12 protein-coding genes are annotated in these 13,854 nt (G+C 31.2%); 7 read left to right on the forward strand and 5 right to left on the reverse strand.

Annotated features, from left to right (window positions below; translation table 11 throughout):
* The first annotated feature begins 88 nt into the window (after positions 1-88).
* Entirely contained in the window at positions 89-1,408 is a 1,320-nt protein-coding gene (locus tag IUY40_RS06580; RefSeq protein ID WP_195736061.1) for a porin, read from the forward strand.
* 63 nt (positions 1,409-1,471) lie between these two features.
* Here IUY40_RS06580 and IUY40_RS19435 read toward each other — a convergent pair whose 3' ends face one another.
* Positions 1,472-1,597, reverse strand: coding sequence for an AraC family transcriptional regulator (locus tag IUY40_RS19435; RefSeq protein ID WP_317190904.1), 126 nt, complete (start codon positions 1,595-1,597; stop codon positions 1,472-1,474).
* A gap of 418 nt (positions 1,598-2,015) precedes the next feature.
* Here IUY40_RS19435 and IUY40_RS06590 point away from each other — a divergent pair, with 418 nt between their 5' ends.
* The 5 genes from IUY40_RS06590 to IUY40_RS06615 all read left to right on the forward strand — a co-directional run bounded on the left by IUY40_RS06590 (position 2,016) and on the right by IUY40_RS06615 (position 6,723).
* Positions 2,016-2,264: a phage integrase N-terminal SAM-like domain-containing protein gene (locus tag IUY40_RS06590; protein ID WP_195736062.1), complete on the forward strand. Its 249-nt coding sequence runs from the start codon at positions 2,016-2,018 to the stop codon at positions 2,262-2,264.
* 571 nt (positions 2,265-2,835) lie between these two features.
* Entirely contained in the window at positions 2,836-4,149 is a 1,314-nt protein-coding gene (locus IUY40_RS06600; RefSeq protein WP_195736063.1) for a hypothetical protein, read from the forward strand.
* 177 nt (positions 4,150-4,326) lie between these two features.
* Positions 4,327-4,914 (forward strand): hypothetical protein, encoded by a 588-nt coding sequence (locus IUY40_RS06605; protein ID WP_195736064.1) that lies wholly within the window; start codon positions 4,327-4,329, stop codon positions 4,912-4,914.
* Between the two features lie 159 nt (positions 4,915-5,073).
* A complete protein-coding gene (locus IUY40_RS06610; RefSeq protein WP_195736065.1) occupies positions 5,074-5,694 on the forward strand; it encodes a hypothetical protein in 621 nt (206 codons plus the stop codon).
* A gap of 177 nt (positions 5,695-5,871) precedes the next feature.
* Positions 5,872-6,723 carry a hypothetical protein gene (locus tag IUY40_RS06615; RefSeq protein WP_195736066.1) on the forward strand — a complete coding sequence of 284 codons (852 nt, stop codon included), beginning with the start codon at positions 5,872-5,874 and terminating at the stop codon, positions 6,721-6,723.
* A gap of 461 nt (positions 6,724-7,184) precedes the next feature.
* On the opposite strand, the gene IUY40_RS06620 is transcribed toward IUY40_RS06615, so the two are convergent.
* The 3 genes from IUY40_RS06620 to IUY40_RS06630 form a co-directional block, all read right to left on the reverse strand.
* The gene (locus tag IUY40_RS06620) at positions 7,185-8,252 is read right to left on the reverse strand and encodes a glycosyltransferase (RefSeq protein WP_195736067.1); all 1,068 of its coding nucleotides are present in this window, start codon (positions 8,250-8,252) and stop codon (positions 7,185-7,187) included.
* 166 nt (positions 8,253-8,418) lie between these two features.
* Positions 8,419-8,976 (reverse strand): hypothetical protein, encoded by a 558-nt coding sequence (locus IUY40_RS06625; protein WP_195736068.1) that lies wholly within the window; start codon positions 8,974-8,976, stop codon positions 8,419-8,421.
* Between the two features lie 64 nt (positions 8,977-9,040).
* Positions 9,041-12,472: a hypothetical protein gene (locus tag IUY40_RS06630; protein ID WP_195736069.1), complete on the reverse strand. Its 3,432-nt coding sequence runs from the start codon at positions 12,470-12,472 to the stop codon at positions 9,041-9,043.
* 364 nt (positions 12,473-12,836) lie between these two features.
* Here IUY40_RS06630 and IUY40_RS06635 point away from each other — a divergent pair, with 364 nt between their 5' ends.
* Complete coding sequence (locus IUY40_RS06635) at positions 12,837-13,184, forward strand: helix-turn-helix transcriptional regulator (protein WP_195736070.1); 348 nt, start codon at positions 12,837-12,839, stop codon at positions 13,182-13,184.
* 104 nt (positions 13,185-13,288) lie between these two features.
* Here IUY40_RS06635 and IUY40_RS06640 read toward each other — a convergent pair whose 3' ends face one another.
* Positions 13,289-13,483 (reverse strand): hypothetical protein, encoded by a 195-nt coding sequence (locus IUY40_RS06640; RefSeq protein WP_229335414.1) that lies wholly within the window; start codon positions 13,481-13,483, stop codon positions 13,289-13,291.
* Between the last annotated feature and the right edge of the window lie 371 nt (positions 13,484-13,854).

Raw genomic sequence — 13,854 nt, forward strand, 5'->3', positions numbered from 1 at the left:
AAATTTTTATTATGATAACATCTTGGTAACGTTATGTTAACCTTGATAGGTGACTTTTGCATTCTGAACGCAGAGTTAAAAAAATAAAATGAGAAAATTTTTAGTTGTAGTGTTATCTTTAGTAGCGGGTATCGCCCATGCACAAGAGGTAAACAAGGAGGAGATCAAGAAAGAGGTAGTTCGTATTTTAGACTCTATAAATAAGGCAAAAGAAACTGCAATAATAGCGCAACCAGTGATTGAGCCTACTCTTAAAAAAGAAGAAAAGGATCATTGGTACGAAAAAATCTCATTACGAGGTTATGCACAAATAAGATATAACGGATTATTATCTACCAATGATAAAGTTTCATGTGAACAATGTGATAGATCTTGGGGAACAACTTCAACAGAGCCAGATGCAAAATCTAACAATGGATTTTTTATAAGACGAGCACGATTAGTATTTTCAGGGCAAGTACATCCTAATGTCTATTTTTACTTCCAACCCGATTTTGCAAGTTCACCAAGTACAGGAATTAACAATTTCGTTCAAATTAGAGATATCTATTTTGATATTTCTTTTGATTCTAAAAGAGAATATCGTGTTCGTGTAGGACAAAGTAAAATCCCTTATGGTTTCGAGAATATGCAATCTAGTTCTGTTCGACTTACATTGGACAGGAATGACGCTATGAATAGTGCTATATTAAATGAACGTGATTTAGGAGCGTTTTTTTATTGGGCACCAAGCAAAATAAGAGAGCGTTTCGAAATGTTGGTAAAAGACGGTTATAAAGGTTCAGGTGATTATGGTGTTTTTGCTTTTGGAGTTTATAACGGGCAAATTGCTAATAAACTAGATAGTAACAGAGATTTAAATGTAGTAACTAGAGTAAGTTATCCTTTTGTAGTAGGAAGTCAAATTATTGAGCCAGGAATTCAGGCTTATACAGGGAAATGGGCATTTACTACCGAGATTTCACCAGGAGTACCAGTAAATGCTAATAAACAATATGTTAAAGATCAGAGAGTAGGAGCAACTTTTGTTTTATACCCGAAGCCTTTTGGAATACAAACAGAATATAACATAGGTAAAGGACCTCGTTATAACAAGGAAACCAATAGTATTGATGTAACAAATATAAATGGTGGTTATGTTTTATTAAATTATAAATGGGATTTAGGGAAACAACTATTATATCCTTTTGCAAAATTTCAATATTATGATGGAGGGAAAAAATATGAAAAAGATGCCCGAAGTTATGTTGTTAGGGATTATGAAATAGGGATTGAGTGGCAACCATTAAAAGCACTAGAGTTTACTGCAGAATATGTTATTGCAGATAGAACTTTTGAGGATAGCGTATTACCAAATAACCGACAACAAGGGAATCTATTGAGAATACAGGCTCAATTTAATTTCTAAAAGGCATATGTCTCTTATGATTTAAATCTGTTATAAGATGTTTTTATGTCATTTTTCCTAAACTCACTCGGTGACATTTTCTTTTGTTTTTTTAAAGGATTTATGTAAATGGCTTTCGTCTATAAAACCCAACTCAAAAGCAATTTCTGTAATCCTCATATCACTATATAGCAAGCGATTTTCAATCATCTTAATGCGGTAATTGGCTGTATATTGTTACATAATCATATTGGTAAGTTATAGAATGAGAGTATCTTAATTTTAATTGTGGAAGATCACGATAATATGTTTGAAGCAAAAATTAGACGCTTTGCTATCTAATATGAAATTATTGAAAGAATTTGACAAGTTCACGAATTACCCAAATGTAGCTTGATTTTTTCTCTGCTTTTGTCTCTATACTTAAATGGAGATTGATTTTTAATTTATTATTTTAGTAGTTAAAATCATGTAAATATGAATTGAGAAGCAAAAATTAGCACTCCTAAAAAGGAAAAACGAATTGCTGTTTATTTTGAAAAAAATCCCGAATTAATAGCTAGAATAAAAAAGCTGGAAGGTTCTAGATGGAGTCAGACTTTGAGGCTTTGGCATCTTCCGGACACGGTTGAAAACAGAGATAGGTTTCCATTTGGTTCCATTAGCTCATTTTCTTCCCTCGGAAGAAGGTATCGAGCAAATTGAAAAATTCAAACAGTGGCTTCGTTCTAAACGCTATAGCGAAAACAAACTCAAAACTTATAATGAAGCATTGAAATCCTTTTTGATTTTCTACCGGGAAAAACCCATCATCGAAATCTCTAATAAAGATATGATTGTTTATAATAACGACTTTATATTGAAAAACAATCTTTAAGATTCCGATTCTAAAAGAAATATTGTATTGCTTAAAAAATCCAAAGGAAAGAAAGACAGAATTACTCCTTTATCTCCTTAAATTTTAGAAATACTTCGGGAATATTATATCTTATTTAAACTTACAACATATTTATTTGAAGGTGCAAATTCTGGTGAGCCCTATTCAGAAAAAAGTTAGCATAACAAAACCTGTAAGTTTACATTGGTTGCACTATAGCTTCGCTACCCATTTGCTTGAAAGCGGAACTGATTTAAGGTATATCCAAGAATTATTAGGCCATCAAAGAAGCAATATCACTGAAATTTATACCCATGTTAGTACGAAAAGCATTCAACAAATAAAAAGCCCATTTGATGATTTATGAAATAAAAATCTTATTTTTGAAAACAAACAAATACTGACATTTATCAGACATATCGACCTAATTTAGGGTAGATAAGTCGGATTTCGTCAGACATATATACAAGTTGGGCAGGATTTTGGTGCAGTTCAGGAAGACAATACCTGAAACTGACAATTTAATTTTAATTTATAAAGTTGCGCCCGACACAATTCAGGGTAAAAAAAAATGAAAAAAATATTTATAAGTTTTGGAATGTTGCTAGTTTTTGGTTTAACTAGCATTACACTTAATTCGTGTAGTAACGACGATGGAAGTGGTGATGAAAATGATGATGGAAAAAATACTAATAATAGATTGTCAGCAATTACTATTCAAAATACAAAGGCATTGTTTATTTCAACATCAAATGTAGGAAGTAAACTTTATGGTGTAAAATCTTCTTCTATTTCTAGTAAAAATATGTCAAATACTGAAGAAATTTTTGAAATTAAATACTTAAATAGTGATGGTGAAGAAATACAAAAATCAAATCCTGCCTACATCTACAATCTAAAAGATTTTATAGTATTAGGATTTGGTACAAATTATTTAATTAATAGTGGATTTGAGGAAGCCTATCTAATAAAAAAAACAGATGGAAAAGTATTCGAGATACCTAAGAACTATATGCCTCACGTAGTCGGAAATAAATATAATTATTTACGACAATATTTAAATACCGAAAATAAAATTCAAGAAGATGAAAACAATAATATTTATTACACAACTTATCCAAGTCAGAAAATACTGAAAGTATCGTTAAATACACCTTCTTCATTACAATTTCAAGAAATTTCAGCCGTAAATGATGTTGTATATGGTTTTTGTGTAGATGGCAAAGGAAATATTCATTATGGATATCATGATTCTAATACCCAAATTTACAAATATCGTTACAGAAAATCAGAAGGAAACTTTGTAAATACTTCTTTCCCTCAAAGTCAGTATTATAATCGTATTTGGACAGGTACAGATGGAGTAATGTATAGCGCTAAGATGAATACAGCAGATGATTCATATCTTGGAAAAATACAAGATGGTAGTTTTTCAGAAATTAAACATTCCAATATGAATATTAATGATTGGAAATTTGGTGATGTGTTTAATGTAAAAGGAAAAATAATCTATACTTACTATGAACATAATCCTAACAAAATTTTTAATCTTTCAAATGAAATGGCGTTTGCCGAAATCTCTTGTTCAGTAAAGGCTAATTATGTGTTAAATAACGATTTGTATAACTTTGACAAAGCTACTTTTGCTTTAACTTTAATAAACGTGTCGAATGGGAACACTTCAGTAGTTTATGATTTAGATGAAACAAAATTAGGCAATTACGACATCGACAAAATAATAAATGTAGACCAAGACGGCGTAACATTTAGTGCAGTAGATTTAAGCAATGGACAATATGTTGTAGCTAAAATTTCCACGGCAAATCTGGTTACAATTCAAACAACTATTAATGGACAGATTACAACGGTAACGTCCTTAAATTAAGATAACACTGGAAAAGTACATTTAAACTGCCTAAAACCGCCGATTTACAATATGGCGGTTTTAGGCATAATTTAAAGCTGGTTTTGTATTTTAAAAATTAGTTTTTAACCGAAAGTCTAGGCTTTCTTAATCCCAGTCTACGTGTAGCGCGAAAACGTTAGACCCAATATCCTACCAATGACACATTCCGAATATTTTTTAAAAAAATTAGCCAGCGAAAAAGTTACAGGAGACTTTTACCCATTTGACACAGGCGAAATTGATAAGGTAGAAGATTATATTCGACAAATTGTTGGCAGACTTAAAAATAATCAGAAAATCATTATTGAACCAGATTTTGACTATTATGGAAGCGGTTTTGCTTCATATATTAACGTTCGTATTTCAAAGCGAGATAAATCTGACAGTAAAATCACGACAGACAAAAACCGTGTAACAAAATGTACAAAAGGACTTTTGTTGTATATTTCAAATCTGACACCATTTTGGTATTATGGCACTGCTGAGTGGGACAGAACAACAGAAAACGGAGTTTTTAAAAGCGGTTCAACGGGGTTTTTAAGACCTCATAGTATAGACAATATTGACACGCAACTTTGGACGAACGACATTGAAAAAATTAAACTAGTAATGAGCGATTTCGGCTACTACTTACTAACGAGACAAGAAGTAGAAGATCCAATAGATTTTAAAGTAAATATGGCAAGTAACTTAATCGAAAAACCGACAAAAGTGTTTGACTGCTTTTTCCATTGGGAAGACTAATAACACCTAGAAAAACGGCGTGCAACATGGTATTTCCAAAAGCGGTGCTTCGGTGCTTTATTGAACATTAGTAATTCTAAACCCCGCCTTCGGAAATAGCTAGACGTTGTGTGCAATTTTATGACAGAGCATCTATACCGAAAATTTGAACCTAACATTATGGCAATATCACACAAGCGAAAGCGGAAAATAATATTTAAGGAAAAATTATACTTGTGGTATATTATTAAAGATGACGATTACGAATACCATTATTTAAGGATAATCTCTGAGGATAAAAAATTACAGTTATCTTACAGAATAAATCAAATTAGTGATTGTTTTATACATCCAAAAATTGGGGTTCTTAAAAGTGAGAATTTGGAAGAAGGGGTGTACCATTTTTTTCCAACAATTGCAGACGAAATAATTTCAAATCATAATGTAGGAGCAATATTGAATTGGTATGACAATCAAGAAAAAACAGTAAAACCGATAGTATTTAAACTGCCGAAAAATCCTTTTGAAAGTATTGAATTTAAAAGTGGTATTGTGACCCATATTGAGAATAATTTTTCGAAAGTAAACCTAAAAGAAGATATGTTGCAAGTAATTTATCCTAAAAACTATTTACTTGATGTCGGTTGGTATGGCTCAATGAATAGCTATATAATTTATATAATCAGAAATAATGATTGGGAAAATCCAGTGGCAAAAGCGAATAAAGGTCTCTATGATTTGCAAGAAGCCATCATTTCTGCTATTAATATAATTGAAAAACGAATTAATGAGTTGGAATAATAAAAGTGGTACACAACAAGGGCTTGGTGTCAGGCGGGCTGAAGTACAAAATTAAACAGTAGTTTTTTAATTGAACTTTAGTAATAAAACCAGCTTTTGTGTTTCGATTTCCCGCCCGAACGCAAAGCTCCAAAACGTTACCTGCTATTTTTAAAGACACAGCGAAAGACAAACAATATGGACAAAAAAACACTTTCAATATTAAAAAAAATCTACTTTCACGAAAATGGATTTTATAATTCTAAACTTAAAAGCCACGAACATAAAATTCCAGCGACAGTAACACAAGCTGATTTAGAATTATTAGACAGCAAAGGACTGAAACCAAATAATTTTGAAACTTTTGACCACGATAATTCTTTGGACAGACTTCTGAAACTTCGAGAAAACAAAAAATTAACACTTGACTTTGTAACAACAATGTTTTTAAAAGGTTTTACAGGAGAAATGCCTAGAGGAAGACAAACTTTGATGAGTTATTTATATATCAAACATTTATCTAAACATAGTTTTGTTGGCAAAGACACTTGCGAAATTTGTGGTTTACCGAAAGTTAAAACGGAAGATAGAACACATAAGCTTTATACCTATTATTTAGGATATTCGTGGAACGAATTACCCTTACATTATTTAATTGAACTTGAAGAAGCTATTACCTTTGACAAACCAGAAATAACAAAAACGGACAGAGAAAAATTAGAAAAATCATTAGAGTTTATTGCAAAAGCTGATGAAAAGGAAACACCAAGCAAATTAGAAAAAAGGCTTGCATCAAACAAAATTTTAGACCAAACAGACAAGTATAAACGTTACGGGATTTTACAAACACTTTCCGAATGTGGAATATTGCCCAACAAATTTATGCGACCAAAATATGAACAATTCACAAGCCAAAAGGATTTATGGAAAGTAAGTGAAAAGCTGACAACTTCTTTTCGGTCAGACATTATATTGCCTTTAGGTGGTTGGAAAGGAGAAAATGGTATTGATACTAAACGCTACAATGAAATATTCAATGCGACAAAATAAAACAGCAGGCAACAAGGGCTTGGCGTCAGGTGAGCTAAAGTGCAAAAATCAACAGCAGTAATTTTATTAAAAATTAGTAATAAAATCAACTTTAGTACTTCGATTTCCCGCTCGAACGCAAAGCCCAAAATGTTAGTGGCAATTACCACGCAGAATCAAGAATCAAAAACAATTTTTAATGAATTAAAGAAAATTTAAAAGAAAATGAAGAATTAAAAAAATACGTTGCAAATGAGTTTGAAGTATATTATGATGCTCATTTGTTGATAGAATCGGCACGTACTATAGGAAAAATAACAGCAATACTTTAATGCTGAAACTATGATAAAAGTTACTGTAGAATATGTTATTGCAGATAGAACTTTTGAGGATAGCATATTACCAAATAACCGACAACAAGGAAATTTATTGAGAATACAGGTTCAATTTAATTTCTAAAAAAAATATAAGGATGGAGTTTCTTATTTTTCGAAAACGGAAAATAATGAACTCCATTTCGCTTTCTTCTTATATTGGGGTAATCCTTTATACTCGTCAATTTTTGTAATATCCTCAATCCTAAAATCATCTTGTAATGCATAAGGTACAAGTCCTTCTTCTTCTAATTTTTCAGCTAGATATAGTTGTTCATATTGACCAGGAGTTGGTATAAAAAAAGCTTTCTTCTCTAATTTAACCAAATCCATTACGGTTGTATAGCCAGAACGACATAAGATTTGCTCACTTTCGTTAAAAGTTTGCTCTAGTTGTCGTGTATTCATGAAATTATAATAGGTAACATTCTCAACGATTTCCTTTTTTTGGTCTTTTTCGACAATACCTTTTACAAAAACAACTTTCCCTTTGTAGCGAAGCACTTCTTTCTTTAATTTCTCTTCAAGATAGCCTCGTTGAGGTTCTGGTCCAGATAAGATAACCATTAAATCATAGACTTTTGGTGTTTCTTTCTTGCGCATTCTGCTTAAAGGACCAATGTATTTTAATTTAATTTTTTTTGTTTTTAAATGGCCTAATTCACCAGTTAGATTCGGTTTCTTTTTTATGTCTGGAACCCAGCATTCAGTATATTTTTTTATAAAGTACTGATGACATTTACTAGTAAACCAAGTAGTATTTCCTGTCATCACATTTAACTGGTGTGTAATAAAAACCGAAGGTATTTTGTTTGAGTAAACTCCTAAACGATTATCAGAAATAATACCATCAATGCCATATTTTTTTATCCAAGATTTTACCATCTTTTTTTCATCTAGAATGGCTTCAATCATTTTAGGACAATTTTTGATTAATTTCCATTTGAAGTTCTTGGCATTTTTTGCATATTCTATTTGGTAAGAAGGTAATTCCAGCGTTTGGATATAGGGAAATTCTTTTCGCAATAATTCTAAAGCAATCCCATCTGAGGCAATTATCGGAATGTAATTGTTTTCTTGTAGCGCCTTAATTATAGGGATACATCTTGTAGCGTGGCCTAAGCCCCAATTTAATGGAGCAATAAGAATGGTTTTATTGGTTGAATCTAAATTCATATAGAATTGGGTTATGTTAAGTTAACCCTGCGAAAGTTACAAATAGTAAGTGTTTTCCTTATTTATAAATGATTACTAAAATATTAAGTTATTATTTTAGTAAATACAAAAAAGGTTAGACATTATAAGTAGTCTAACCTTTTTGTATTTATCAAGAATAAGTTATTTAGTCTTGAATGTACGTTTTATTTCCGTTAGAATTAATGTAGTATTTGCCACCTCTAGGGCCAGTATATACTTTTTTACCATTATACTCACCAGTAACTTTATCAGCTACTTTAGGAGCCTTTTCGTTAGTTTCTTTAACCTTTTTTGTAGTAGTCTTTGATGCTGCTTTAGTATCAGCCTTAGCTTTGTCTACTTTTTCAGTAGCAGCTTTAGTATCTGCTTTGGCTTTAGTTACTTTTTTAGTGGCATCATCAGTTGTACTTTTAGCATCTGCTTTAGCTTTGGTAGCTTTTTTTGTAGCAGGCTCTTCTGTTTTAGTTGTTTTAGCTTTAGCATCACTTTTTGTTTTTGCAACTTTATCATCTACACTTTTAGTAGCAGTTGCTTTTTCTTTAGTTGCTTTTTTCTCTGCAGTAGTTTTAGAGTCGGTAGCCTTTTTTTTCTCTTTAGCGGCTTCTGTTTTAGCTTTGGCTTTAGTCTTTTTTACAGCAGTTTCCTGAGCGTAAAAATTACTAGAGAAAACGAACATAAAACAAAGTAATAATAGTTTTTTCATGTCTTAAAGTGTTAAAATTCATAATAAAATTAATCAATTTATTGTAATGTTTTCAAAATATATATTAAAAATAAGCTCTTAGCTGAATGTTTCCTGTATGAATAGTAGTTCCCATTTCGCCTTTTCGTCCCTGGTAGTTGACATTAACATCTAAAAATTGTGTAATATTTTTTTGTAATAGCAATCTCCACACCAAGTTTTGCCCTGTTTGTAAGCCTTCTAGCATTTGAAAACCTACAGATGAAAACTCATTGCCTGTGAATTTATTCTGGTAAAAAGAGAATTCTCCATTTAGGGTTATTTTTTTATCTCCTGCATAAGAGAATGATGTTCCTAATCGGGTTTGTTTTAAGGTTTCTTCATCGCCAATTTGGTTGTCTTTGTTTTGAATCTCATAAAAGAAATCCAAGCTTGTACTTTTAGAAAATAAATAACTAATCTTTGGTGCTAGTTGATAACCAGTAAGTTTATAGTTTTTTTCGGGGAAACTTTCAGAAATAAGATCAGTTTGAATGGTTTTGGTGAAAAAGCTTAATAACCAGCTTTTATCATATAAATGAGAATATTGTAATTGATGCGAACTGTTTGTAGCTTGCTGAGACCCTATTGTAAGTAAGTTTCTGCTTTTGTTTTGTAAATAGGTATAAGTTGTTGAATGGTTTTGTTTGCCTCGATTATAAAATAGACTGTTTCTGAAACTTGAGTTTAAACCCAATACATTTTCATCAGAGGAATTAAAAGGGTTTAGCTCAAAACGATCGCCATTACTTTTTACTTTTCGATCTAATATAAATGAGGTTTGATTATAAAAATACGAGATTATTTTTTTTATGCCAGTCTCATTTAACCATTGATTTGGATTTAGGGTTACTGATTGGGAAAATTTATTCTGATTTGTTTTTATGTAAACTCGGTTAGGCAAAAAGATTCGAATGTATTTTGCCTGATCAATAAATGCTGCGATTTCAAACTCTTGTAGCTCCTGAATTCCATTATTGTTGTAATCTATCCAAGTATAAACCCCTTGCCCTGCGGGAACTTCTATGTATGTATAATCTTGTTGTGGCATTGTTCCTGAGTTGGTTTCGTATGCAGTAGTAGTTTGAATAAACTGATTAAAAAATCGATCGTTATATAGAATTCTTGAGTTTAAAGAAGGTTCTCTTTTTTTAGTAACATCTTCAAAATTTAATACTCTATAGCTTGCATATACAGACAAATCACTTTTGGTGGTTTGTATCAACTTTGACTTCAAGTAATAGGTTTGAGAATTATTTACACGTTGTAATAATCCGTTTTGCAAACTATCATTGCTTCGTCTTAAAAATCCCAATTCTACAAAAACTTTGGTACTATCACCACGACCCACAAATAAGCCATATTCATTAAATCGTTGGCTTAAAACCGAAAACTGATTGGTTTCCTTATTCTTTTCTTGATTGTCCTCGAGTTGTATTGTGCCACCAACCCAGTTTTTATTAAAATGATAACGGGCTTGAGTTTGATTTCTTAAAAACTTAGAAGTCGATATTATACTGTTGCTATTTAATAAACTACCTTGATTTTGAATAAGCCAGTTTTTTAGTTTAAAAAGTCCATTAACTGTATGTCGGCTTCCAGAATAGTTTTTGGTAAAATCTAAATTTTCAAATTGATAGGTAATCAGTCCTATATCGGATGATTTTTTTTGAGGAAACAAATCGAAGTTTAATCCCGAAATCAGTAAACTTTGATTCCCAAACCGTGTTGCGGGAAGATTCCAATCCCGATCAAACTCAATATTATAAAGTCGTTCAACTGATTTGAAATTTTCCTGAATAAATTGATAATTTATAAATGCATCCAGATTCCAGCTTTTACTAAACAAACGCTGTTTAGCGTTTATTTTGGTAGCGATACCTTTATTATTGCTATCCTGTATATTCGAAAATAAGTTTGCATCATTGTTACTAACTCCAAGTTCAAAATCAAAAATAGTTTTTTCGGTTGGGCTATATTTACCCAAAAAAGTAGCTACTTGTAGTTTTATTGGAGCAACAAGTTTAACAATTGGAGCATAATTTCCCTGCGAAATACCATTTATAGGAGCAATATATTCATAAATACGATCAATAGTATTTACGTTCTTGAGGATATAGTCTCCAGAGTGAGCGCCTATTAAATTGAATCTTACGTTGTAAAGCTCCTCTTTAGGATCATTGGAGAATTCGTATATTTCCTCCCCGTTAAGTATTATTTTTTTATAGAGAATTTTATTGTCTGAATACGTATCTGCATATGCTGAGGGAGCAATCATAGCATTTGTATCATCTCCTGCATTACTTAATATTTCAACCTGTTCCTTGGTTAAATTTTGCTGTAGCGGTTGGTTTTTTAAATCATTTTCGGAGTATAAATACCCTCCAAAGCTCCATTTTTTATTTTCATGAGTTACTCCAGCATAAGTTACAAATCGGGTGTAATTTTGATTTGAATATTGGTATTCCACGCTTATTCGCATCTCTGAAGTAATGGTGAATAACGAAGTAAAAGTGATTTCGCCGGCATTATAGTCAATAGTATAATCTTTATTTTCACCTCGTTTTAATAAAACACCATTTACATATACTCGCTCAGAACCCGAAATCACCAATATATATAGCTCACCATTTTGTCCAGTTAGTTTATATGGGCCTTGATTTCCTTCTTGTCCAGTAATGTTGCTTTTAGCATATTGACCTCTTACTAGTGCAGCCGAGGCGAATACATTGGTTTTACTTTCTTCATCGCCAAAATTAAAATTAACGGCCAGTCCTTGAACCTTTTTATCAAAATTAAGGAATTGAGTTTTTTTGTTCTCAAGAAAAATATCTCCAGCTCGTAATGCCCAATTATTGCTAAAGAGTTCTATAAATATATTGTCAAATTGATCTAGCTTTTGAGAATAACCACCGTCTTGTAGCGGAATATTATTGTCTTGTAATGAAGCACGAATACTTACATTATCGGATATTTTTCCTGTAATTTGAAGATCCAGATTGGAGTTTAAAACTGTGTTTTGATTGTTGCCAATGGTGATTCCGCGAGTAATACTTCCCGAAGTAGTTAATCCATCAAAAGGAGTAATAGTTTTAACATTCTTAGGCTGTATTTGGTACAGAGATTCAGAAGTTGCGCCATTGCTTACAATTCTATTAGAGTCGTAAATTTTATATTCTTTGGTTAGTATATCGGGAAGCTTTAAATACTCAACTGTTATGGAGTCGGTACTCGAAGTTAATTTTCCGTTTAAAAGTAATGTTCCTTTTTGAAAGTTAATTTTGTATAAACTGCTATCAATAAGTTTATTGTTGGCGTCTAAAAGCTGAAAAAAATTGGAATTGATACTAAAGTTCTCTAAATAAATAGTGTCTCGAGAGGTACCGATTTTTTTGGTTTTATAGTACGAGTTTATTTCCTGGGCATGAAGCCCAGAACAAAAAATAATTACAATCCAAAAAAGTAATTTTTTAATCATAAACACTTTAACTCCAAAACTTCAAAAGTAGTATTTATAATTGGGAAATATAGGTAACGTTGATGATGATGAATTAAAGAATATTGTAAAGATGTATTTTATAAATTTTGATAAGATATAATTAGTAAAATTAAGATTTCAAGAAAAGGAAATTAGGGTTTAGAATGCCAATGTAGTGGCTATTTTTTTTTTAAAGGGTATTGTTTAGAAATATTTTAAGTACCTAATAACCTAAGTATTTAATTTTGCAAGGCAAATCTATAAGTACCTATAAATGAGTATTATATGTAAATTTATTATTTTTAATCTGTATATTTGTCAATTGTGTAATTTTTCTTATATTTTTGTAGTTAAAATAGAGTTAATGAATTTAGTTGTAGGAAATAAGTTAAAGCAGTTGCGTAGAAGTAAAGACTTGTCACAAGAACAAGCGGCAAATTTGTTAGAAGTGTCACAATCTACTTATGCTAGGATCGAAAGAGGGGAGAGTAGTTCATGGGCAAGCCATATAAATAAAATATGTACAGTGTTCAAAATAAGCCCAGAAGAGCTAGTAAAGAATGTAATAGCAGAAAATAGAGAAGAGATTAGTAATTTAAATGAAACTTTTATAATTAATCAATTATCTGATAAAATAATAGAACAATATGAGGCTCGAATAAAGGAGTTAAAAAAAGTAATAAAAGGTTTAAAGAAAAAACGAAAGCTATAAAAAACGAAGCTGTCTAAAAAAGTATTCTTTTTCTCGTTTTTTAAAGTTGAGGGTTTTGGTTTAATCAATATTAAAATAGGGATTTAGGATTTCGGCTAATTTATTTAACCAATAAACCCATGGTCTAACTCTGTTGTATGGCATTCTAATGTCTCATTTCCTCTAATTAAACTTAATGCAATTACGTAGTTTAAGTGGCGAATTATTTTGGTCATAGATTCGGGAGGTACGTCCTTACTAAAAAATTCGAGAAGCTTTTCAGGATTGTAGCTTGTAGCGGATGTGTGTTTTGCATTCATAATGTAGTAATTTCAGAAGTTACAAATACAAGAAAACCCGTACAATCAATACGGGTTTTCTTATCAATAAAAATAATTAGGCTAGTAACCTCCTAACTTTACGTTTATGTTGCCGGTTTTCGGTACTCCTAATAATTTTGAATAACCGTTGTAAACTAACAGAAAGAGGTTGTCTTTAGACAGCCTCTTAAGTAGGATATAAAATAAATCATCTAGAAATAGAATGTTTGTTTACCTCATATTTAAGTTAATTTTCTTTTGAAGAAGGGTTTAGGTTTAAGCACAAAAGCCATAATTTTTTTGTTTCCATTAAAAGATAGAAAAAGCACCAATATATAGGAAGCTTGAATTTATCTTTAATTAGCTATATG

It is taken from the genome of Flavobacterium sp. ALJ2 (assembly GCF_015594725.1).
Classification (GTDB): Bacteria; Bacteroidota; Bacteroidia; order Flavobacteriales; family Flavobacteriaceae; genus Flavobacterium.